Here is a 22,438-nt window from a genome sequence, read left to right as displayed (position 1 = left end):
TTTGTCCATTACTGCTATCTCAGAGATCGTCACACCGACGATCTCTGAGATACTTAGTTTTAGGGCCGTTTGCTGAAGGTTATAGCTCTTTACGAATGCACACTTTGGCCTTTTTAGCCTTGGCTATTGGTTGTCTGTTAATCAAAACATTCTCAGCAGATAAATTTGGAGATCGGAGTCTTTTTTTATTTGATTCCAGAGATGTTTCTTGACCTTTGGGCGTTACCGGGTCCGCCGTATGGGTAATCGCTAGCGCCAGGATCACTTGCTAGATTGAGTTCTTCAATTGAATCGTTGTCAAGGAGAAGATCTCCTGCGCCTAGGTTGTCATTTAACTGTTCTACGTTTCGACAGCCAAGTATTACGGAGCTGACAGAGGGGCGATCTCTCAACCATGCCAATGAGACTTGTGCCATTGTTGCATTAAAGTTCTTTGACGCTTTCTCTACGGCGGACAATACATCCCAGGTTCGTTCTTGACTGGAGCGTCGATAGTATGATTCAACTCCTCGATTCGGATTTTCACCAAGGCGTGTTGACCCAGTTGGGATCTGGTCTCTCTTATATTTGCCCGTAAGCCATCCGCCACCTAGCGGGGACCAAGGAAGAAGACCAACTCCATTTTCGAGGCAGGCTGGGATGATTTCCCATTCGATCTCTCTCGCAAGCAAATTATATTGAGGCTGGAGGGTCACAGGTGTATCGAGATGTCGATTTAGAGATAGATCTACAGTCTTTTGAAGTTGCCAGCCGGTGAAGTTTGACAGGCCGAAGTATCTGATTTTCCCAGCTGATACTGCATCGTTGAGGCACGAAAGAGTCTCTTCCAATGGTGTCCATGGATCCCAGGCGTGAACTTGGTAAAGGTCTATTGTCTCCAATCCAAGGCGCATCAGCGATGCATCGATGGCCTTTGTCAAATGACGACGGGAGAGACCAGCATCATTTGGTCCGCTTCCCGTTGGGAACCGACCCTTAGTGGCAATTATCACCTGATCGCGTTGGAATGGCGTTGTCTTTTTCAGCCATCTGCCAATGATCGATTCGGATTGGCCCTGTGTGTAGACGTCGGCTGTATCTATAAAGTTTCCTCCGGCCTCCATAAAGGTATCCAACTGCGCAAAGCTCTCGTTTTCGTCGGTCTCGTTTCCAAAGGTCATGGTGCCCAAGCAGAGTACTGAAACTGAGCATCCACTCGATCCCAGGGTCCGGTAGTTCATCTTTAGAGTCTCCTTAAAGTGGCTTTCTTTTTCAACGAAACTAGCGCAATGGCAGGTCTCTTGAGCGGTTTTTCTCGTTTTATACGTAATTAATTTCACTCTTGGCGAAAAGGCGGCCTCGCTTGTTTGGCGATGGCAAATGTACGGACCTTTCACGTTTAGTGAAAACAATGCGTGCAAATAGTAAAAATCAACCATTTATCGTTAAAGATTTGTTTTAATTGCGATTGCCTCTTTACAATGAGTGAAATCTGTCACATAATCGTGTTAATGATGAATTGCGCTGTGCGATGCATTTTTCGCTAGTGGGTGCACAGTGGATCGTTTTTGGGGGTAGTTGATGCAAGTCCAAACGTGGCGAGAGAACGCCGCATGCAAAGGGGTACGGCCGAGTCTTTTTTATCCGGAAGACGAATTGGAAGAGCGCAAAGCCAAGGCTATTTGCAACCTTTGCAGGGTGAAAGATCGTTGCTTGGAGTTCGCTCTGGCTAGCGGGGAGTCAGAAGGGGTTTGGGGCGGTCTGAATACTCGTCAAAGGAGACGACTCGCAAGAGCCCGTCGCGAACTTAAGGTGTACGTTGGGCTTTGAGCGATGCTAGCTTCGGAGCGGTAATTTGCGAAATGGGTTGGCTCTTTGAAGCGCCGTTTTTTTTATCGATCGTATCCCAGTAGCAATATATCTTGTAGAGCTGTGAGGTTTCTACTATGTTATCTGAAGCTCCCTTATCTTGCTGATTGGTAACTGGGCTCTTAACCCAAGACCATGGCTGGAGAATTTTGCGAAGTCGGGGTTTTGGCGATTTTGGGGCCCTGCGATAGGGTATTTTGGATTTCATGGCGATGGCAGTTCGAGCCATTCGATTGCCATGGGGAGTTTGCTTTGAAATGTTTGTCTCTTGCACAATTGTCAAGGCCTCTTTGTTATCGCGCAATAGTCAGTCTGGCAACAGATTCGAAGCCCCCAAAGTGTTAGCCTAATTTGATGTTCTGCGAGAGTTAGCTCTATGTTGATCAGAGATTCTCCAGTAAAACTGGAAATGGGTTGTCCTTTTTGACCTAGCGTTCAAAAGGTCTGTGGTTTGATGAAAGGGATGGTAGGTAGATAGATGGTCGGATCCAAGCGTATATTGAACCGAGAGCATTTGAGGGGCTTGATCGCAGAACAAGAGGTTCAGTTCTACGATAGAACCGCAAATTCCAGGGCCCTTTTTGAAGAGTCATCCAAAGTGCTCCTTGGGGGAGTGCCAATGAGCTGGATGAATAAGTGGATCGGCGGATACCCGGTTTTTTTCAAATCTGCTACTGCCAATAGGATCTTTGACGTTGATTCCCGCGAATATATTGATTTTTGTCTTGGGGATACTGGGGCCATGGCAGGTCATTCCCCGTTATCCACGGTTAGCGCAATTACTCAGAGAATTGGCCTACTCGGCGGTATCACCACAATGCTTCCAAGTGCCGATTCCGTGCTCGTAGGCAAGAACCTCTCAGAGCGCTTTGGACTGGATTTGTGGCAGTTCACCCTCTCTGCTACGGATGCAAATAGATTTGTAGTGCGTTTGGCGCGGCAGATTACAGGCCGAGGCAAGGTGATGGTCTTTTCCTATTGCTATCACGGTACCGTTGATGAAACCTTTGTGGTCTTAGAAGACGGGGTTACTAGATCGCGGGCCGGGAATGTTGGACCAAGTGTTGATCCATCTTCGACAACTGTCGCTGTTGAGTTCAACGATTTAGATGGCGTGAAAAAGGCGTTGGCAACTGGCGAGATTGCATGCATTTTGATGGAACCCGCCATGACTAATATAGGCATTGTCCTACCAGAAGATGGTTTTGTAAAAAGCGTGATCGAGGCGGCCCACGAAGTTGGTTCGTTGGTTGTAATTGACGAGACCCACACCTTTTCTGCTGGTTGGGGCGGCTGTACCCGAGAATGGGATCTGCATCCTGATTTTTTGACGATTGGCAAATCTCTAGGAGGTGGCGTTCCCTTTGGTGCTTTTGGGATTACTACAGAGGTTGCTGAGCGAATTAATTCTCAAACTGGTGTGGACTATGTAGACACCGGGGGAATAGGAGGCACTTTGGCGGGGAATGCCCTATCTCTGGCCGCAGCGAGAGCGACTTTGCTTGAAGTCTTTACCAAGGAAACCCAGGAGGCAATGAATGCGCTCTCAGCACAGTTTGCATCCGGGGTACAGCGCGTCATAGACGGGGCCGATCTTCCTTGGACAATTTCTACTTTGGGTGCTCGTAGCGAGTATCGATTTACTCCAGTGCTTCCAGTAAGTGGTGGTGAGTCAGCTGCTTCAGCCGATGAGGATCTTGATACCTACATGCATCTATTTATGGCAAATCGAGGGATTTTGATGACTCCTTTTCACAACATGGCACTCATGTCCCCTAAGACGACTCTTGAAGATGTTTTGTTCCATGGCCAAGTCTTTGAAGAAGCAGTAAGTGCAATCGCATGGATTTGAAGGATCTGGTATCTCGGTTTTCGTATTTGTGGATTGATTGGTCCAGAGTCCTTTTTTGGACGTCTCGTCGTTCGAGAAAGCCTTTTCGAACTTCGTTTCTCAACTCTTGGATGTACCAAGGTGAAACTGTTTGTGAGTGGCTAGCTAGTTACCTCTTACTTGATACGCGACTAAGGTTATTACATAACCGTATACAGATAATTATATCTGTATACGGTTATTCGCGGAGATGACTCAATGAGACCCGACACATTTTCATTACCGAGCAAGCTTAAGGAGCTTCCTTGGTTCACCTACGCCGATGCCAAGAAAAGTGGCTTACCACGGCAGTCGCTTTACCATTTACGAGATAAAGGAGAAATCGCGCAGTTGGCCCGTGGTATTTACCAAGCAACGGAAGCTAGTGACACAGATCCTTCCCTCATCGCTGCTGCAGCGTTACGTCCCGAAGCGATGCTATGCCTCCAGTCAGCTCTCGCTAGACACGACTTGACAGACGAGATTCCGAGGACGATTGACCTGGCGCTGCCTCGAAGCAAGAGACACCCGGCAATCAACGGACCAATCCGGTGGCACTCGTTCGATGTGGGTACCTTCGAGATCGGACGAACAGAGATTGAGATTTTCCGAGGAATTTTGATGGGCATCTATACGCCTGAGCGCTGCATTATCGATGCGTTCCGGCTGCGCGGAAAAGAAGGATACGAGACGGCGAACGAGGTTCTAAAGTGATGGCTTAAGACGTCTGGTTCGCAACCATCAACGCTATTGCGTATGGCGCAGACGTTCCCGAGGACCATCGGGCCACTTCGACATGCGCTTGAAATACTACTATGACCTTTGACCCGACGACAATATCAAAACTAAAAGCGTTCCGGGTGTGAAACTGGTCCTCCACTTCTTTGGGGGCTCACGCTACCCCAAATCCACACCGACTAGCGAGGAGACCTTATCTTGTGTAACTCCCGGATTCTCCCTAATACCTGAATCCGCTAGCGCGTTTTTTTTTCAAGCGTCGGTAGCGAAAGCAGTCTTGCCTTGAAGCGCTTGGTCATAATTGTCAGCCCAATCTCCGCCGTGCGTCATGAATGAAAGAGGTTGTAAATCACCTACAAGCTGATAACAATCACACTGCAATGCTACATAGATGATGGAACTACGCCCTCCGGGATCGCCTTTTGGGAGGAGATTCCAAACCACCTTATCGATAATGGCACGGGGCATTAGCTAAAGAGCGTTGTTCAAAGAGCGTTGTCCAAAGCGGTACTAAAAAAGTTAGAGCAATGACTCTTTCAGGTATGAGTTAAGAAGACGAGTGAAAACAAACCACTGACGAAGCGTTCGAAATTGGTATGGATGATGTCGAAACCGAGGGACGTCGAACTTTCGGGACAACTTGGAGACTAACCCAATTAGTGCTCCCCTTGGCTATATGGGGGCATCCGGCGTGTAGGTGGCGTGAGCTTAACATCAGGCGTTTATGTGGAACATGAGAACCCAGTCCTAGACGTTCTTGGCTAAGCCCACATGGGCTAAGCCCAAAGATGAGGAAAAACCTACAAGTTGCAGATCAACAAGAGGGAAAGTACCAAATGCCTATGGATTGGGGGCGGACCATCCCGTAGTAGCTACGAAGTCCTTGTAATGAGGATGTAAGCCAAAGAGATGGAGTAAACAGCAGATCTAGTTGTAATTGGCAAATGAACAACTTCTCAAGGTAAAAGTTGAGGGGGAGGGATCAAATGTCAAGACCACGACAAGAAAAAGCTTTTGACAAAAGACAAGTACGTCGTACTTAAAGCATACAAAGAGGCAAAAGCCAATCACAATAGACACAAAGCGAGCACCAGGGATTGATAAGCAGTCCATCTCAGTCTTTGAGATGGATCTAAAGAACAATCTCTACCAACTCTGGAATCGAATGGCTTCTGGAAGTTATTTTCCAGCGGCAACTAGATATGTCGAGATAGACAAGTCAGATGGCGGTAAAAGAATCCTAGGTATTCCAACCGTCAAAGATCGCATCGCCCAAGGGGTAGCTAAAGCCTACATAGAGCCAAGATTGGAAGAGGTCTTCCACGAAGACTCCTATGGTTACAGGCCGAATCGCTCAGCCCATGATGCCATTGAAAAAGCACGCAAGAGATGTTGGAAGTACGATTGGGTCATTGATCTAGATATCAAGGCCTTCTTCGACACAATAGATCATGAACTGCTGCTAAAAGCTGTCTCTATGCACGTATCAGAGCCATGGATAATTCTCTACATCAAACGTTGGTTGAAAGCTCCAATGCAAAACAAAGATGGACAACTAATAGATCGAGAGCAAGGATTACCCCAAGGAGGCTTATGCGAAGCTTCGCATAAGCCTCCCTATGTGAAGTAAACGATTATGCGAAGTTGAAAGACATACCCGCATTTCACGGTGGTATTTGGGTCTGATTTACTTCGCATAACGCCATGGTGTTCCAAAATGGAGTGGCAGATCTTTATGATCCCATAGTCCATTGAGGAGGCACTAAATTGATTCCTGAATCATTTTCACAATTGACAACTGACTTGGAAGCCGAGCTATATCGGCTGCACTATACCCAGGCGACTACCAACTACTATCGCCGCATGTGGAACCATGTGGGCGGCAACGTTTCTTGAAAGTAAAGAGCCGAGCAGTTCACTGAGGAATTAGGTCTTCGATTCTTGGGGCATGTAGATATTTCCACTACCGAGATTTATGCCCGAGCCGATACCGAGTTGAAACGCTAAGCTCTCGAAAAGGCGTATCCCAACATGATCTCGCCAGATTTGCTCGAATGGAAGGACGATGCTGACCTCCTTGCCTCCTTGACAGGTCTTTGAGGAATTGATACCCGATTATGCGAAGCTAGTGCACCGGTAGATACCCTGTGAAATGCGGGTATGTTTTTCAACTTCGCATAATCGTTTACTTCACATAAGGCGGGGCGATTTCTCCGATTTTGGCGAATCTGTTCTTACATTACGCTTTTGACAAATGGATGGTAAAGAACTTACCCTATGCCCCGTTTGAACGATACGCGGATGACCTTTTGGTACATGTGAAAACAAAGAAACGAGCCGAAGAGATCCTAGAGGCTATAGGTCAGAGAATGACGCAGGTCAAGTTGGAGTTACATCCACAAAAGACCAAAATCGTCTATTGTAAGGACTCCAACCGTAAAGGAGAGTTCGAACAAATACGCTTTGACTTTCTAGGATTTACCTTTGCACCACGCTACGCCCGCAATAAGTTCAAGCAGCAGTTTAACAACTTCCTGCCAGCGGCTTCAGATAAAGCGGTAGAAGAAATGGGCAGAGAACTTAGGCGGTTTCGTATTCACCTCCAAACAGGCCAAACCATAGCCGAACTCGCCAGGCTTTACAACCCGGTGATCTTAGGCTGGATCAACTACTATGGACGCTTCTACAAATCCAGATTAGGCCAACTCCTCCGACGTATCAATATCTATTTGATTAGATGGGCACGCAAAAAGTACAGGCGACTTAGCATACGAGCAAATGCTTGGAAATACCTATCTCAAATAGCCGAACGTGAACCCAATCTTTGGGCTCACTGGTCATTTGGGGTAATACCAAAAGTCGGTTCGCTAGGAGCCGTGTGAATTGAGAGGTTCACGCACGGTTCTGTGAGAGCGGGGAGGGGAAGTTCCTCCCCGCCACTCGACAAATTCCCGGAAAATCGCACCAATTGGCTGCTTTAGCCATTGGCCAAAGGCCCTCTGGGGCAACTGGGAGCCTTCCACGTTGGTTTTCATGGCACAAATAAGCCATGGCGTGAAAGTTTGGATGAACAACTTGCATAAAACCGTTAGTCTGGATTCATGTCCCAGGGTTCAAAAATTAGTAGTTCTGCTTCCAGTCCTTCAATTGATTGGAAAAATATCCTCGGAACCTTGATGGCGGGTCAATCTTTGACCTATGAAGAGTCATACAGTGCGATGATTTCGTTGCTTGATGGAGAGCTCAGTCCGATTATTGCATCAGCGTTTTTGGTGGCGATTCGAGCCAAGGGAGAGACCGTCCAAGAGATGACAGCCATGGCGAATGCCATGGTTGATGAGGCAGTCATGTTGGACTATCCTCATGACTTGATAGATACCTGCGGTACCGGTGGTGATCAAAAACACACAGTCAATATCTCAACTATGGCGGCCATCGTTGTGGCTTCTAGTGGAATTAAGGTGGCAAAACATGGAAATCGAGCTGCATCATCGCTTTCTGGTTCTGCTGACGTCCTAGAGGCTTTGGGTGTTCGAATAGATTTGGGTCCCACCCAAGTACGTCGTTGCTTAGATGAGACAAATATTGGTTTTTGTCTGGCGCCTCGATATCATCCGGCAATGGCAAATGTAGTTCCCGTCAGACGGGGACTTGGCGTTCCGACATCATTTAATTTTCTGGGGCCTCTAGTCAATCCAGCCAAAGCCAAGCGGCAGGTAGTTGGCGTCTTCAATGGTTCAATGTTAAAGACGATGGCGGAGGTCTTGTCCAAATTGGGATCAGAACATGCTCTCGTGGCCCACAGCTATGACGGCTATGACGAATTGTCAACAACTTCGCCAAATTATGTTGTAGAACTTACCCGCGACGGAGATTCGAGCGCAATTTTTGACGAGTATGTTTTGGATGCTATGGACTTTGGTCTTCGCAGATGCGATCCAAAAGAGCTTCTCGGGGGTGACGCAAGCTACAACGCATCGATCCTACTTGAATGCTTAGATGGCAAGCAAGGCGCGGTGCGAGATATCGTAGTGTTAAATTCTGGGGCAGGAATCTACGTTGGTGGGGGAGCACGCTCCATCGCCGACGGAATTGAGATGGCTCGAGAGTTCATTGACTCGGGTCGCGCTAAAAGAACCCTTGAAGGATTTATTGCCACTTCCAACATGTCATAGTTTTTCCTGCGACTAGCGAAGGATCATTTTCAAGTTTGAGGCACCACAGAGAAGTGGGTACCTTGGATTAGCGTTGTCGTACCTCTTGTTAGAAGTTGGCGAAAATGAACGGTGCGAAAGAAAAGTCGGTAGTGCTAGCGGAGTCGACGTGGTAAGGACTTCCCAATCATTGACCCTTGTTATGTACTTCCAGAGTAGCCATAGTTCATCAAACGTCTCAGGGTCGGGTGTACCATTTGGGCGCGCAAGCTTTGGCGGATGATCGCCTCTATTTGGTAGCGGTGTGCCTGATGTAATTTTTATTTGAGAACTTCCTGCTAGAGTGGAGATCTTTTTTATCTCTTTGACGGATATATCTATCTGCCCGAAGCTCAAGAGCAGACGAACGTCTTGTGAGGAAGCGTAAAGCTCAAGTATTTCGATCTCTTGGAGGTAGCAGGTTATCCATTGGCGAAGGATACCTTTGATTAGATAATCGGAACCCCTGCGGAGCAACTCGGCTCGTTCGAATTCACATGATGAGGCTAGGGTCATCATCTTTATGTGAAGGTGGTGACTTAGGTATTGTAGAATCCGTAGCGTCTCGTTTGATTTACCATTTGGCGCTGTTGGCTTTGGGGATGTCAAAAGTTCAGTGATTCCTGTGATAATATCAAAATCTTCTTTTGTATTATCTCGCGAGAATAGGTTGGGTTCTAAGATCGACTGCAACGCGAAATTGGCAAGTTTCGCAGATGCAGAAGATCGGAAAGGACCAATCGCTTGGCTATCGGATGACCACTGGGGACTACTCAATCGTCGTATTGGCAATTTGTTCGTCTTGCCTTTGGTGGACTTCCTATTTATAGGAAGCTCAATATAGCAGAGGTTGGATGCCTCAATTTTTCCCAAAGAGTTAAATCGAGGGCGTAGCTCAGCAATGAGTTTTGACTCAAGAAGTAGGGCCTCAAGTTCCGTGGCAGTGGTCGCAATGCCTACTGAGGCTAATGAGCCGAGCATGGGGTCTACCTTTTTTCTACTGTCTGAATTGAAGTAGGAACGAAACCTCTCATTGAGGTTGGTTGACTTCCCAACATAGCTGACCTCTCCGAGTTGATTTTCAATCCAGTAGACTCCGGTTTTTCTTGGAATGTAGTTGCAAATCCTAAGTTTTTTGGCATGCCTGTCGCCTATAAGATTTGGCAGTGCTTCAAACTCTTCCAGAAAGACAACTCCATAGCTCGACGAGCGCTCGATGAGGAGATGAAGTAGATCCACGGTGGCAAGTACGTCAGCCATAGCTCTATGGGCTGGCTGGTGATCAAGTTTTAGGGCACCAGCAATAGTGGACAACTTGAAATTTGGAACTTCACCGCGCAAGAGCCGTCGGGAGAGAGTCAAAGTGTCAATTGTCGCGTTATCAATCTTGGCACTTGGCCAATATCTCGAGACCGCTGCACCTAAAAACGAGAGGTCGAACCTTACGTTATGGCCTACAACCACGGTATCTTCTGTCATCTCATAGAAGCGAGTTATAGCCTCTTCAAGCGAGGGTGCTCGCTCAAGCATTGCAGGTCGGATGCCTGTCATCTCGCTTATAAATGGAGTGATCTCTCCTTTTATCGCCACTAGAGTTTCGTAAGAGTCAATCACCCTACCTCCTTGGACCACAACGGCAGCGATCTCGGTGATCTCGTTGTCGATCGCTGAAGTGCCGGTGGTCTCGACGTCGACCACTAGAAACTTGATTTTATCGAGGTAGGAATCTTGATGGTGAAATTCAAGTTGCATTGTCTGCGTCCCGGTGATATCTAGATAGAACATACGTACGACAATATCTTAGGCTTGTAATATCTGAGATGGTGTTGGTGGAGCCAAGTCAGATGAAAGTCTTGATAGCTTTTCGCATTTGGAGCAAATGTTTTTTGTAGCTGGCTTGGTCGTCGTCGCTTTATGGATCAAAGTTTTCACGAGTTTCAATTTGGCGGTTAGACTGAAAGGTCGTGTAGTGTTTCATCTTGGTTGCGTTGATTGTAGGACTTCGAGGTACCCTTGATTCGAACTGCGGAGTTGTAATGACTCTTGTTGAACGGTTGTTCTTCTCAAGATAAGAGCATTTCTGACGAAGTTTGAAGGGTTCGAGTTATTAGTAGGTGGCATCGCAATGATAGATTTGAGGCGCTTTGGTCCTCTTCGCTTATTTTGCGGTTATCCCCAGAGCCGTGCTTTGAAGTTCGATTGGCGCTGCTCCTAGTTGAAGCGACACGTCAGAGGCCTTAAAAGGTCTCTATTTTACAGGTTTATTTTTAGATAGAAACGAAGATTTTGCCACTATGAGTTCCGTTCAAATGCCTAAATATCGTTGTGATAACTGTGGCAATAAGACCAGATTTGACGTTGTAGCTTCGGAGCGATCGAAGTCTTTCTTCCATTACAGCCTTGGGGGAGAACTTGGTATCGAATCTCGTGAGGTTTTGGAGTTTGTTGTAGAGTCGGTTACTTGCCGATGGTGTGGTTCGAATAAGTCCGTAGTCGACGATAGTGCCGAAGTTGCAGCATCTATAGAGCAGTGACTTTTCTAGGTTGAGCTCAAATTAGGTGAAAGATCTCGCTTGCTACTAAAGCGCTGCCAAGACTTTAGCCTGTGTATTGGTCGGAAGCTATTTATCAAAGAGAACCATGAGGAGCCGTCAGGGACGGCTTATCTCTAAGTTGTTAGATTCATGATGACATTGGTCATGATTGCGATCGAAAGTTTTCACATTCATTTAGGATTAATAACATCTAGATAGTGTTAATTACTGGCGTGGTGGATTACGGACTTGGGCCACAAGTATGGCCTTTGTTCACCATGGTAGGTATTGAAGAATTGAGTTAGGGCAGGAATAGATGGCGAGCGAACTAACTGTAGAGTTGACTACTAAGAAAGAGCGATCCAAGCCAAAGCCGTGGCAGATGGCCAAAGTCACCGATATTATTGTCGAGACACCAGAGACAAATACCCTTCGAATTGCAGTGCCTGAGGCGGATCCGTTCCTTCCAGGTCAGTATTACAATATTAGAATTCCAATTGAAGGTCGTCCTCGCCCTATTCAAAGAGCATATTCAATCGGATCATCTCCGCACCCGGATTCCTCAATAATCGAGGTAGGCATCAGGGAGACTCCAGGAGGTCTGGTGTCGCCGGTTCTGGTGCGACAAGTGGCACCGGGAGACCTTTTGGAGGTACGTGGGCCCTACGGTGCTTTTACTTGGACCCAAAGTGATGGTGGTCCCGTGCTTTTGATTGGGGCAGGTTCTGGTGTTGTGCCTTTGATGGCCATGATTCGATATCAAATTGCTATGGGTACTTCAATTCCTATGCATCTTCTTTTTTCGTCCAAAAGTTACGAATATGTTATCTATGGTCGGGAGTTAGAGGAACTAAGCGCCGAATATGACTGGCTAGAGGTGAGCCATTCATTTACGCGTGATCCGGATGACGCTAGGGCGAGATACCATCGTCGCATCGACGCTCAAATGCTTGAAGAGATATATGGTGAAGTATCCGCTCGCGTTGCTTATATATGTGGGCCTCCTGAGGTGGTAGACCTCTCTGAAGAGATTCTTCTTCGGTTGGGAATGGACCCAGATGGTGTGCGTACGGAAAAATACGATTGATCTATGACCATCTTGGTGGATAGACCAATGTGGGAGTTTCGTGGGGTGATGCATGCGCATTTAATCTCGGATCATTCGCTTGTGGAACTACACGATTTTGCATTCATGCTTGGGTTTCCTGAACGCGCTTTCCAAGGAGATCACTATGACATTCCGGACTTTCTGATAGACGCAGCCCTGGAACTAGGCGCACAACAAGTGGATTCTAGGGAGCTTGTGCGACGGTTGAAGCTATCTGGACTTCGACTAAGTCCAAAGCAAAGAGACAGGGGCGGTCACTCCTAGTACCTGTAATCACTCAAGGCACGTGGATAGCAAATTGACTGGATTTGAAGATCGATTTGGCGATGTCGTGGTCGACCAATCGTCTCTGTTGCGCGGAAATAATGATGGAACTTTATTTAGAACTTGAGGCGAAGTCTCTGGAATTGGGGCTAATTGGCTTTGGGGTGGCACCTATAAGGCGTTTTAGAAATGTCTTGGTAATGCTCAAAGATCGCAAGGAGATCGGTCTAGCCGATTCCATGGAGTTCACCTATCGAAACCCTAAACGATCGACCGATCCCTCGGCGATCTTAGATGGTGCGCGTTCCATGGTTACTCTTGGTCTTTCGTATTATCCATCCACGGAAATTGCGATTGAATTTTCCTCTCCAATTGCTAAATATGCGCGGAGCGACTTCTATTCGATCTTGCGGGATCGCCTTGAGACTTTGGCGAAATTGATTCGATCTAAAGGGTTTAAGGCTGTAGTTGTCATGGACTCTAACGCGCTTGTCGACAAAGAGGCTGCTGTGCGAAGTGGTTCTGGCATCTATCTAAAGAATTCACTGCTTTCCATACAAGGCCATGGAAGTTTTGTCGTAATTGGAACCATTATTACAGATGCTGAGATTGAGAGGTCGCCAAAGCGCTCTCGGATTACGGGTTGTGGGAGTTGTACTTCGTGTATTCAAGCTTGCCCCACCTCTGCCATTGGCCCTAACGGCACAATCGATGCACGGCTGTGTATATCTTGGGTACTTCAGCGACCCGGAGGGATTGACCCTGCCCTGAGGAGCCGCATTGGCGTTCGAATCTATGGGTGTGATATCTGTCAAGACGTATGTCCCTACAATGCGAAACTGAAGGCTAATGAACCTCACTTGGATGAGGTGGTTTCCGATCTTATAGCAATTTTAGGCCTCGGCGATCAGGAATTATTGGAGCGGTTTTCTCACCTTTATATCTACAAGCGGGACGTAAATACTCTACGGCGCAATGCCTTAGTAGGCCTCGGAAACTCTAAAGCATTACAGCTCCAAGAGTTCCACAGGGTATTAGAGGTCTTGAGGAACTACTGCGAAAGTGACGATTTGATCTTGGTGGAGCATGCCAAGTGGGCCCTAGATCAACTTACTTAGTTTCTCGAAGTGGCAGTCCCGAAAGCGACAGTACCTTCTGTGGTGCGCGCTCTTATTCAAATTGAGATCGAGTAGTTTGAATAGCGAGCAGTTTGTCCTTCGGATTTCTTCCGGAGCTAGGAGGTGTGCTTAGGACAAAGTAGCCCATTCAGAAGTCGCTAGACTGTGGAAGATTTTCCAGGGTGATTCGGATAATTTTTAGCTCCCTTTGATCATGCGTCTGGCTCATTGCACTTCTCGAAGGATTTTCATCTTGTTTCACCTTTTGAGATAAAGACCTATTATCATGACTGAGACCAAAAAGTAATCGAATCGCAAGTATCTCAATGGAGGAATGTGACCTTTAAGCGCTCAAAAAAGTCCCTTAGCTGGAAGGCGAATCAAAAGCTAGCGCCTGTGAGGCATTTTTTGGTGACCAACGACTTTCCTCCCAAGGTAGGTGGAATCCAAAACGCATTATTTGAGATCTACAAGCGACTACCACCTGAATCGTTCGCGGTCATAACGCCACACTATCCGGGGGACGATGACTTTGACAGTGGGTTGCCCTTTAAGGTAATTAGGGTTAGGTGCAAGAATCTGCTACCTACTAAATCATTTGTACGAACCCTTGAGGACCTCATTGATCAGATGAATCCCCAAAGCGTAGCACTGAATCCAATTTTACCAATTGGGATGCTCTCCAAGAAGATCGATAGAGATGTAACTATTCTTCTTTGGGGAGCTGAGGCGGTTATTCCCGCTCGACTTCCTGTTTTGAGGTCGTTGGTCAAGCAAGCTCTGTCGGGCGCAAAGGGGGCGATCTCGTGTGCCAACTACACCCTAGATGCTCTTTCGAATGTGCTTTCCCCACAAGCAATGGCCCAATCTACAGTAGTCTATCCCGGTGTAGACAGTGCGAGATTTGAACCTGCGACCAAATCACAAAAGGCGGAGTTGAGGGTCAGATATGGCTTTGCAGATGACGCATTTGTCATATTTTCAATCTCACGCTTGGTCCCTAGAAAAGGTATGGATGTCCTGATCTCAGCTGCGGCCTTGGCAATGGCAGAGATACCTAACCTGGTGGTGGCGATAGCAGGAGATGGAAGGGAACGTCGCCGACTTGAAGCGCTGGCAAAGGAGTCTTCTGCGCCAATTCGATTCTTTGGACGGGTGAGCAACGATGAATTGGTGAGTTTTTATCAACTTTCCGACCTCTTCTCGATGCTTTGTTACAACCGGTGGTTTGGACTAGAACAAGAAGGGTTTGGCATCGTATTTTTAGAGGCAGCCGCATCGGGTCTTACGATAATTGCCGGTGATTCCGGGGGGTCAGCAGAAGCAGTTGGAGGCCAAGGCTTTGGCTTTGTTCTGCGAGATCAAAGAGACCCCAAGGCTGTTGCACAAAAGATCATTGAACTCTATAAAGATCCTAATCTACGCAGCCAAGTCTCGTCGGCGGCTCGAGAGAGGTCGCTTAGGGACTTCAACTATGAGATGCTTGCCGATAAATGGCGTAAATATTTTCAGTTATAGGTTTATTCGGTCGTGTGGTAGGGTCTTGTTTGCTAGATATAGAGATATTTTGGCAAACAAGGGTCCTTGGTAACAGGTTTTTTTTGAAACAATTGATTATGATAGCTTTGGCGTGATTAATGAAGCGTCATTATCAGCGATATGTAAGAGTCCGCTCAATGTTTATTGATGTGTGACCAATAGGTTTAAACTGGAACGGCGAGGTGTTTTATGGACAAGACTGTTGAGACCGCGATTGTAGCAGCAAGTCCTGGCGATTGCTACAACATCGCGATTGACTTTGAACGATATTCAGAGTGGGCTGGCGATATCAAGTCTGTTGAAGTACTTGAGCGTGATGAATTAAATCGCGGCAAGCGCGTCTCTTTCAGGGCAGCTGCCTTTGGCCGTAGCGCTGCATACACCTTGATTTATTCATATGGTGACTCGGATCTTCCTACGATAACTTGGTCGCAAGAGAAGGCAGACCTCACATCTAAATTGGATGGTCGTTATCTCTTTACTCCAACCAAGGATGGAATGACTGAGGTAAGTTACTCTCTAGAAGTTGATCTATTGGTGCCAATTCCAGGGTTCGTGAAGCGTCGTGCCGAGGCAAAGATTGTCCATAGTGCTCTAAAGGATCTTAAGACGCGCGTAGAGGCAAAGACGAATCATGACGGCGCAAACCGACATTAGTGTTATCTTTTAGGGTTGGCTTTGATTTGGGCGGGACAAAACTCGCTGGAGTTTTGGTCGATCAAAATTTGAAGCCTGTTGCTTCTTGCTTCGTGCCTGCCCCCACTCATGGACAGTGGCTAGGGGAGGCGATGATGGACGTAATTGGGCGCCTATGTATGACCGCCAAGATCGTTCCAGGACAGATCGAGGCCGTTGGTGCCGGCTTGCCCGCTTTGATAGCCCCAGGCGGAGCCATTCAAAGCTGTGCTCATCTTCCTAGCCTCGTTGGCATGGACATTCAAAACGAGATACAAAGTGCAGGTCGGTGGAGAGTTCATCTTGAAAATGACGTCAACTGCGCAGCTGTAACCGCGATGGCGAATCACGGTAGTTCGTTTCTGCTTTTGACTATTGGTACGGGTATCGGTGGTGCGCTCGTTGAAGATGGAAACCTGCGACGGGGTTTTAGAGGTTTTGCAGGTGAATTTGGACATATGGTGATTGCCGTAGGCGGAGACCAATGCGTCTGCGGTAAACGTGGCTGTGCGGAGGTCTATGCATCGGGTAGTTTTTTAGCTTCACGAGCTCGACGGGCTATGGAGCAGGGCCGTCTAAATGAAATACCCGATGATGCGGACGCAACGTCAATAACATGGACCAAACGTATCTTTGAGATTGCTGCTACCAACTTGGTCGCAAATCGGATTGTTGAAGAGTTCTGCTCCTATTTGGCAGTAGTCATCTCTAACTTAATTGAGGCAACAGATGCCAAGATGGTTTTGATAGGCGGAGGAGTCTCTGCCTCATTTGATCTCTTTGAGGAAAAGTTGAACCATGCCTATCTCTTGGCGATGCCCAGCGATCGCCTTAGGCAAGATATTGTCTTTCAAGCGATTGAATTTGGACCATTGGCCGGCGCTATCGGCGCGGCTGCAATTGCGTAACCTCATATCCATAACTCCCTAGCTTTGTGAATTGAGCTTTGTGAATTGAGCTTTGTGAATTGAGCTTTGTGAATTGAGCTTTGTGAATTGAGCTTTGTGAATTGAGCTTTGTGAATTCTTAAAGCTTTTAGCCCTGCGATGATGCAATTGCCCCCCCCCACACAAAAGGTGTCAGTTGGCCGTCTCGAGACGAACCCTAAATCTATAGTAGACACCCGTCTTTTACCTGTGGCGTCTTTTTGGTTAGCGTTTTTCCCAAGGCGATTGAGCGGTTTGATTCTTTGGTTGTGGCTGAGGGCCTCCAGGTTTATGGTTACCTTCTTCTACTTTTTGTTGCTTTGTGGCGACCCATTCCAGATTACATTATCTATCCGAAAAGGCTCTATCCCAAAAGGCTTAGTCTTTTCCTGGGTGAGCGAACCCAGGGGATCACAAAGATGAGTTTTTGAGGAAGAGTTGAACGTGGCGACCTAGAACTCTTTATTGGTGATTCGTAATGATGCTCGCAGGGGATTTCCGTCTCTGTATGCGTGGGCCTGTTTGATGGTCGCCATCTAATCATACTTTAATGAGGCAGTCTTGGTCGTATAAGGGTTTGGGGGGCATGTGACAAGAGGATGGACCTCCTTAGAGTTGATTTTATGATTATTCAGCCATATTTTCAAGCTGAACGATCAAAAGCGACCATACTAAACTAATACAATGGAATTTCGCAGAATTAATGGTTTGCCCCCGTATGTCTTTGGGATTATCGATTCGATAAAGAAGGATCTGCGCCGTGCTGGCGAAGATGTAATTGATCTAGGATTTGGAAATCCAGACATACCTTCTCCCGAGCTCGCAGTCGCAAAGTTGACCGAGGCGGCACATAATTCGCGGAATCATCGTTACTCTTCTTCGAAGGGTATCCCCAATTTGAGGCGTGCGGTTTCTAGCCTCTATTTGCGAAAATATGGCGTAGAGATTGACCCCGATACTGAGGTCGTTGCCACGATTGGCGCCAAAGAGGGTCTCTCTCATCTGATGTGGGTCCTTGTGGGACCGGGAGATACAGCATTAGTGCCGTCGCCATCGTACCCCATTCATATTTGGGCTCCTCTCTTCGCGGGTGCGGAGGTTCGTCAAGTTCGTTTGGGCGAGCCCGGGTCGTCACCCGAAACTTTTTGGGAGAACTTGCTGGAGGCATATGAGTCCACCTGGCCTAAGCCTAGAGTAATCGTTGTCTCCTTTCCTCATAACCCAACGACAATGTGCGTAGATCTACCATGGATGAAGCGGTTGGTAGACTTTGCTCGCGAACGTGGGGTGATTATTGTTCACGATTTTGCGTATTCCGATACCGCCTTTGATGGGTACAAGCCACCTTCGATTATGCAGGTAGAAGGAGCTAAGGAGTGCGCGGTCGAGTTCTACACTCTGACCAAGGCTTACTCGATGGCGGGCTGGCGGATTGCATTTATGGTTGGCAATAAGGATGTCGTTGCTGCCTTGACCAAGTTGAAGAGCTATCTTGATTACGGGGCATTTCAACCGATTCAGATCGCGGCAACAGTGACTTTAAATGAGTTGGATGAATATCCGCCACTGGTGAATGCTCAGTATCTAGCACGTCGAAATGCGCTATGTGATGGTTTAGCCAAGATCGGTTGGGAGATACAAAAGCCAGCCGGGACTATGTTCGTATGGGCGCAGATACCAGAACCGTATGCGGAGTACGGATCGCTTGAGTTTGCTAAATTTTTAGCGACTCAGGCAAATGTGGCTACCTCGCCTGGCAATGGTTTTGGTCCTGGTGGCGAAGGCTTCGTGCGGTTTGCGCTGATTGAAAACGAGCTTAGGATTGCCCAAGGAATTAGAAATCTCAAGCGAGCCCTTGTGAAACTTTAGAGTTCGAGCCGATGTGCCGGGTGGTGAACCAGGGTGCTTCCAGACGGTCAGATAGATTTGCTCGAGCCAGGGCGATACAAGCCTTAATCATCTATGGATAGCCTCGACCTCTAGAGTCAGCTGGGGTCCTTTTAACTAAGGAATTGATCTATGGGGTGTTTTGCCTGGCAGTTCGAAAAGGGTAAATGATTGATCGATTTTTTGGTTTTTGAATAGATCGGTTCTGTGCAGTAGCTTTCTTTGATGGCGGCACTGACGTACTATCGAGCAGCGCACTTGGGTGAGTTACTCGAGTAGATCACCTGGCTAATGCGCTTTAGCATCGGTTTTGACTGCTTTGTGGCCTCTATTGTAAAAGGGTGGACGAGTAATTTCAGTTTCGCAGTTTGTTTCTTTTGGAGCGGTGGCGATTGTATTTATCGTTGTTCCTGGTCCAAGTGTTTTATTTACTATCGGAAGAGGCATAGCTTTAGGTTCTAGGGCTGCTGTGGGGACAGTTCTAGGGAACTCGGTAGGAGTGTTTGTCCAGGGCTCTATTGTGGCTTTTGGAGTGGGGGCGATATTGACCCACTCTCCCGCAATAAGAACGATTTTAAGGATAGGCGGCGCTCTTTATCTTGCTTATTTAGGAGTTCGAACTTGGCGTCATCGACACGATAGGGTAAATGTTGAGATAGATGGTACCACCCAAATGCCCATGGCTAAGGTAATTGCAGAGGGTGTTTGGGTTGGTTTTGCCAATCCAAAGACGGCTGTCTTCATGGCCGCTATCTTGCCTCAGTTCGCAAATTCACGTTATGGGAATCTCAGCTGGCAGATGCTAGCTTATAATCTTGAGTTTGGGATCATGGGCTTCATCTCCGATAGCGTATATGGTATTTTAGCAGGTACCTTTAGAGGCTGGCTCTCGGGTTCTAGCCGTCGACTGGCTAACCTAAGTGGCGCCGGGGGTCTTTTGATTGTTGTGATGGGAGTCAGTCTCTTAATCTTTGGCGGATAAGACTAACGATCAAGGGGTTGGTGTTGATGAACAAGATTTACCGTTTTGCGATGGCTGGTGAAATCTGTTCGTAATAGTAGGGATATAAGGTTTTAAATCGTGGCTAAATATGTGATGAGAATATGGTTGGATGATCGACCCGGCGCCTTAGGTGCAGTTGCATCACGAATTGGCTCGGTAAAGGGCGATCTTGTCGGAATAGAGATTTTAGAACGAGGAGGTGGCAAGGCTATCGATGAAATTATCGTCGAGATCTCGAACCCTGACCTTTTGGATTTGGTGATTAGGGAGATACATGAGGTCGATGGCGTAGATGTGGAAGACGTTAGACCGTGGCCACACGACGAGCATGATATCCGCCTAGCGCCACTGGAGATAGCTACGAGGTTGATAGACGAGCAGGAGGTTGATTCCCTGCTTATGTCTTTGACTAAGAATGTCCTAGAGGTTTTTGAACTTACTTGGTGCGGCGTTGTAGATATTGAAAAAGAGATAGTGACAGGTCTCAATGGTCAGGCACCGCCTTTGACTTGGATATGCGCATACGCGCTAGGCGGAAGTGCGCGTGGAACTCTGGATATCTCTAGTTCAGGTTCTGAGGAGATCATGCTATATGGTCTGGACTATGACGGTTTGAAGTTTGTTGTCGCGCGCGAAGGGCGACCATTTAGAGCTCTAGAGAGATCTCAGATTTGGATGATTGCTCGAATATGTGGTCAGCATGCCAAGCTTCTAAGACTCGTATCGCTCTGACTTTAGGTTTAGGTAGTTTTTGCTATCCAGATTTAGGGTGTGCTACTTCTTGCTATCCGTTTTTGACATGTAGTCACTTTTTTTGCGGCCAATGCTTTAAATTCTTTACCGATTGCCCTTGGGCTTTGCTAATAAATAGAGACAACGAGCCGCCATGGCTCATGCCATATATGCAAATCGAATGATTTTCCAACTAGATAGGATTTCAAAAGGTACTTTCGCCCGGCAATCAATTAATGAACCAAGTGCTAACTCGGGTTCTATAACCGCCTAAATTGTGTTGTGCATCTTGCTTGGTGGGTTGTTGATCAACTCTAACCTAAAGGCAGTCTCAGGTCGTGTGAAGATACCTTGTACAATTAGATCTCGTCTAAAGTCAAGATACTCTTCAAGAATCTTAATCGCTGAAGGCGATATTTCCTCGTTGAGCTTCGCGGCGGGTTTTTGTATCTTTATGAGTCTTTGCGAGGTGGCCAAAGTCTATATGCTAGAGGATCTTTGCTATATATTTATTCCAGTTTTCCCTTCTAGCCTTAGCGCTGTAGGCGCTTGGGCTAGGGTTAAAGGTAGAAGTTGACCTTGTTATCTCGGCTACCTGAGGCAGGTCAATCACTTCTTGTGAGATACCCGCCAAAAGCGCTGCTCCAAAGGCAGTTGCCTCTGAGGCTTTGGCTCGTACAGTAGGAATTCGTGTCTGGTCAGCTTGGAGTTGGCATACGAAATTACTTGTGCTCAAGCCTCCATCGGTACTTAGGGTCTCCACCTTTGATCCAGAGGCCCTCTCCATCGCCTCGATTACCTCTTGGGTGCGCATTACGACGCCTTCGATGCTAGCTCGGATGATATGGGCTGGGGTAGTAGCAGTCGAGATTCCAAAGATTGCGCCCCGAGCGTCGGTCCGCCAATATGGAGCGCCAAGCCCTTGAAAGGCTGGTATCACAACCACACCGTCACTGCTTTGCACAGAGGAAGCCATTGTGTCGATCTCAGAGTAGTTCGAGATAAGTCCCAGACTGTCTCGGAGCCAACGCATAACGACACCCGAAGTAAATATAGACCCTTCTAGACAGTAGGTTGGTGATTGATCGCCAATCTTCCAGGCTATCGATTCAAGAACCTCTGTCTTGGGTGAGATACGCTTTTGTCCCACGTTTGCAACTGCGAAGGTTCCAGTTCCGTGCGTTACCTTTGTCGACATCGGCGTGATCATGCCTTGACCAAAGAGAGACGATTGTTGATCACCGATTATCGAACCAATGGTGACTCCGGAAAACGGCATACCAGGGGCGATCGCAAGGGCTATCTCAGCGGTATTTACAAGGTTTGGCAAGTGTTTGAAGTCAATGCCAAAGATTTCTGTTAGTTCTTCGTCGAAGGCCAGCGAATCTAGATTATAAAGGAGTGTTCGCGAGGCATTCGAAGGATCAGTAACCGGTTCGATTGCTGGATTTGCCCCCATCAGATGCCAGGCAATAAAGGCGTCAACGGTTACTAGCTTTGGCCTTCTGGCACTTGCAAGATAACCGTTCTTCGTCAGCCAAGTCATTTTTGTTGCAGAGAAGTAGGGGTTGAGCTCAAGGCCGGTCTTTTGCCGTATGAGGGGTGACAGACCTTGATCGATTAAGTCACTGCAGAGATCTAAACCTCTACCATCTTGCCAGGAGATCGCGTTGTAGCAAGCCTTGCCGCTCTCAGAGTCGAAGGCTATTACAGTCTCTCTCTGATTGGTGATGCCGATGGAAATTGCTCGTGCTGGCATTTTTTTGAGCTCGTTCTCGAGCAGTCTGAGAACTTCAAGGGCCGCACTGAGGATTTCAGCTGGATCTTGTTCTACATACCTGGGCTCTGGGAAAGAGAGGCCGATCTCTTTCGCAAAGGCCGCTTGCGCTTGTCCCTGGAGATCATAAGCGATTGAACGTACCGAAGATGTTCCAATATCTAAAGCAACTAAAAGATCCATGGAATAAACGATAGCCTAATGAAGTGCCTGCGATGTAGGTTTT

At 47.4% G+C, this 22,438-nt stretch carries 19 protein-coding genes; 16 read left to right on the top strand and 3 right to left on the bottom strand.

The window, feature by feature from the left end; genetic code table 11:
- Window positions 1–185: 185 nt before the first annotated feature.
- The gene (locus tag ACIDITHRIX25_RS92785; protein ID WP_052606697.1) at window positions 186–1,220 is read right to left on the bottom strand and encodes an aldo/keto reductase; all 1,035 of its coding nucleotides are present in this window, start codon (window positions 1,218–1,220) and stop codon (window positions 186–188) included.
- Window positions 1,221–1,560: 340 nt separating this feature from the next.
- Here ACIDITHRIX25_RS92785 and ACIDITHRIX25_RS92780 point away from each other — a divergent pair, with 340 nt between their 5' ends.
- The 6 genes from ACIDITHRIX25_RS92780 to trpD all read left to right on the top strand — a co-directional run bounded on the left by ACIDITHRIX25_RS92780 (window position 1,561) and on the right by trpD (window position 8,631).
- On the top strand, window positions 1,561–1,809 hold the full coding sequence (locus ACIDITHRIX25_RS92780) for a WhiB family transcriptional regulator (RefSeq protein ID WP_082058797.1): 249 nt from the start codon (window positions 1,561–1,563) through the stop codon (window positions 1,807–1,809).
- 517 nt (window positions 1,810–2,326) lie between these two features.
- Window positions 2,327–3,700, top strand: coding sequence for a transaminase (locus ACIDITHRIX25_RS92775; protein WP_082058796.1), 1,374 nt, complete (start codon window positions 2,327–2,329; stop codon window positions 3,698–3,700).
- Window positions 3,701–3,937: 237 nt separating this feature from the next.
- A complete protein-coding gene (locus ACIDITHRIX25_RS92770) occupies window positions 3,938–4,432 on the top strand; it encodes a type IV toxin-antitoxin system AbiEi family antitoxin domain-containing protein (protein ID WP_052606695.1) in 495 nt (164 codons plus the stop codon).
- A 1,150-nt stretch (window positions 4,433–5,582) separates the two neighbouring features.
- Window positions 5,583–6,086 carry a reverse transcriptase domain-containing protein gene (locus ACIDITHRIX25_RS92765; protein ID WP_201732875.1) on the top strand — a complete coding sequence of 168 codons (504 nt, stop codon included), beginning with the start codon at window positions 5,583–5,585 and terminating at the stop codon, window positions 6,084–6,086.
- Window positions 6,087–6,663: 577 nt separating this feature from the next.
- Window positions 6,664–7,338 carry a group II intron maturase-specific domain-containing protein gene (locus ACIDITHRIX25_RS92760; RefSeq protein ID WP_349632151.1) on the top strand — a complete coding sequence of 225 codons (675 nt, stop codon included), beginning with the start codon at window positions 6,664–6,666 and terminating at the stop codon, window positions 7,336–7,338.
- Window positions 7,339–7,557: 219 nt separating this feature from the next.
- Entirely contained in the window at window positions 7,558–8,631 is a 1,074-nt protein-coding gene (trpD, locus tag ACIDITHRIX25_RS92755; RefSeq protein WP_052605603.1) for an anthranilate phosphoribosyltransferase, read from the top strand.
- Between the two features lie 12 nt (window positions 8,632–8,643).
- Here trpD and ACIDITHRIX25_RS92750 read toward each other — a convergent pair whose 3' ends face one another.
- Window positions 8,644–10,434 (bottom strand): exonuclease domain-containing protein, encoded by a 1,791-nt coding sequence (locus ACIDITHRIX25_RS92750; protein WP_201732874.1) that lies wholly within the window; start codon window positions 10,432–10,434, stop codon window positions 8,644–8,646.
- Window positions 10,435–10,958: 524 nt separating this feature from the next.
- On the opposite strand from ACIDITHRIX25_RS92750, the gene ACIDITHRIX25_RS92745 reads away from it, so the two are divergent.
- The 10 genes from ACIDITHRIX25_RS92745 (at window position 10,959) to ACIDITHRIX25_RS92700 (ending at window position 20,435) form a co-directional block, all read left to right on the top strand.
- Window positions 10,959–11,183: a hypothetical protein gene (locus ACIDITHRIX25_RS92745; RefSeq protein WP_052605610.1), complete on the top strand. Its 225-nt coding sequence runs from the start codon at window positions 10,959–10,961 to the stop codon at window positions 11,181–11,183.
- A 316-nt stretch (window positions 11,184–11,499) separates the two neighbouring features.
- On the top strand, window positions 11,500–12,270 hold the full coding sequence (locus ACIDITHRIX25_RS92740) for an FAD-binding oxidoreductase (protein WP_052605601.1): 771 nt from the start codon (window positions 11,500–11,502) through the stop codon (window positions 12,268–12,270).
- A 3-nt stretch (window positions 12,271–12,273) separates the two neighbouring features.
- Window positions 12,274–12,555, top strand: coding sequence for a DUF4031 domain-containing protein (locus ACIDITHRIX25_RS92735; RefSeq protein ID WP_052605600.1), 282 nt, complete (start codon window positions 12,274–12,276; stop codon window positions 12,553–12,555).
- Window positions 12,556–12,656: 101 nt separating this feature from the next.
- Window positions 12,657–13,673, top strand: a complete 1,017-nt coding sequence (gene queG, locus ACIDITHRIX25_RS92730; RefSeq protein ID WP_201732873.1) for a tRNA epoxyqueuosine(34) reductase QueG — start codon at window positions 12,657–12,659, stop codon at window positions 13,671–13,673.
- Between the two features lie 336 nt (window positions 13,674–14,009).
- Window positions 14,010–15,191 carry a glycosyltransferase family 4 protein gene (locus tag ACIDITHRIX25_RS92725; protein ID WP_052605598.1) on the top strand — a complete coding sequence of 394 codons (1,182 nt, stop codon included), beginning with the start codon at window positions 14,010–14,012 and terminating at the stop codon, window positions 15,189–15,191.
- A gap of 210 nt (window positions 15,192–15,401) precedes the next feature.
- Window positions 15,402–15,869 (top strand): SRPBCC family protein, encoded by a 468-nt coding sequence (locus ACIDITHRIX25_RS92720; protein WP_052605597.1) that lies wholly within the window; start codon window positions 15,402–15,404, stop codon window positions 15,867–15,869.
- A complete protein-coding gene (locus ACIDITHRIX25_RS92715) occupies window positions 15,869–16,795 on the top strand; it encodes an ROK family protein (protein WP_201732872.1) in 927 nt (308 codons plus the stop codon). The genes ACIDITHRIX25_RS92720 and ACIDITHRIX25_RS92715 overlap by 1 nt, the downstream gene beginning before the upstream one ends.
- A 702-nt stretch (window positions 16,796–17,497) precedes the next feature.
- Complete coding sequence (locus tag ACIDITHRIX25_RS92710; protein WP_052605595.1) at window positions 17,498–18,682, top strand: aminotransferase class I/II-fold pyridoxal phosphate-dependent enzyme; 1,185 nt, start codon at window positions 17,498–17,500, stop codon at window positions 18,680–18,682.
- A gap of 403 nt (window positions 18,683–19,085) precedes the next feature.
- Window positions 19,086–19,682: a LysE family translocator gene (locus tag ACIDITHRIX25_RS92705; protein WP_052605594.1), complete on the top strand. Its 597-nt coding sequence runs from the start codon at window positions 19,086–19,088 to the stop codon at window positions 19,680–19,682.
- Between the two features lie 99 nt (window positions 19,683–19,781).
- Window positions 19,782–20,435, top strand: a complete 654-nt coding sequence (locus tag ACIDITHRIX25_RS92700) for an ACT domain-containing protein (RefSeq protein WP_052605593.1) — start codon at window positions 19,782–19,784, stop codon at window positions 20,433–20,435.
- A gap of 487 nt (window positions 20,436–20,922) precedes the next feature.
- Here ACIDITHRIX25_RS92700 and ACIDITHRIX25_RS92695 read toward each other — a convergent pair whose 3' ends face one another.
- Window positions 20,923–22,395 carry an FGGY-family carbohydrate kinase gene (locus ACIDITHRIX25_RS92695; protein WP_052605592.1) on the bottom strand — a complete coding sequence of 491 codons (1,473 nt, stop codon included), beginning with the start codon at window positions 22,393–22,395 and terminating at the stop codon, window positions 20,923–20,925.
- Window positions 22,396–22,438 lie beyond the last annotated feature (43 nt).

The sequence above is a fragment of the Acidithrix sp. C25 genome (assembly GCF_904848545.2).
This window is presented reverse-complemented; position numbering and strand designations above follow the sequence as displayed.

Excerpts from the sequence above, each read along its gene's own strand:
- ACIDITHRIX25_RS92785 (WP_052606697.1), bottom strand. The coding sequence starts at position 1,220 with ATGAACTACCGGACCCTGGGATCGAGTGGATGCTCAGTTTCAGTACTC.
- ACIDITHRIX25_RS92780 (WP_082058797.1), top strand. The coding sequence starts at position 1,561 with ATGCAAGTCCAAACGTGGCGAGAGAACGCCGCATGCAAAGGGGTACGG.
- ACIDITHRIX25_RS92775 (WP_082058796.1), top strand. The coding sequence starts at position 2,327 with ATGGTCGGATCCAAGCGTATATTGAACCGAGAGCATTTGAGGGGCTTG.
- ACIDITHRIX25_RS92770 (WP_052606695.1), top strand. The coding sequence starts at position 3,938 with ATGAGACCCGACACATTTTCATTACCGAGCAAGCTTAAGGAGCTTCCT.
- ACIDITHRIX25_RS92765 (WP_201732875.1), top strand. The coding sequence starts at position 5,583 with ATGGATCTAAAGAACAATCTCTACCAACTCTGGAATCGAATGGCTTCT.
- trpD (WP_052605603.1), top strand. The coding sequence starts at position 7,558 with ATGTCCCAGGGTTCAAAAATTAGTAGTTCTGCTTCCAGTCCTTCAATT.
- ACIDITHRIX25_RS92750 (WP_201732874.1), bottom strand. The coding sequence starts at position 10,434 with ATGTTCTATCTAGATATCACCGGGACGCAGACAATGCAACTTGAATTT.
- ACIDITHRIX25_RS92745 (WP_052605610.1), top strand. The coding sequence starts at position 10,959 with ATGCCTAAATATCGTTGTGATAACTGTGGCAATAAGACCAGATTTGAC.
- ACIDITHRIX25_RS92740 (WP_052605601.1), top strand. The coding sequence starts at position 11,500 with ATGGCGAGCGAACTAACTGTAGAGTTGACTACTAAGAAAGAGCGATCC.
- ACIDITHRIX25_RS92735 (WP_052605600.1), top strand. The coding sequence starts at position 12,274 with ATGACCATCTTGGTGGATAGACCAATGTGGGAGTTTCGTGGGGTGATG.
- queG (WP_201732873.1), top strand. The coding sequence starts at position 12,657 with ATGATGGAACTTTATTTAGAACTTGAGGCGAAGTCTCTGGAATTGGGG.
- ACIDITHRIX25_RS92720 (WP_052605597.1), top strand. The coding sequence starts at position 15,402 with ATGGACAAGACTGTTGAGACCGCGATTGTAGCAGCAAGTCCTGGCGAT.
- ACIDITHRIX25_RS92710 (WP_052605595.1), top strand. The coding sequence starts at position 17,498 with ATGGAATTTCGCAGAATTAATGGTTTGCCCCCGTATGTCTTTGGGATT.
- ACIDITHRIX25_RS92695 (WP_052605592.1), bottom strand. The coding sequence starts at position 22,395 with ATGGATCTTTTAGTTGCTTTAGATATTGGAACATCTTCGGTACGTTCA.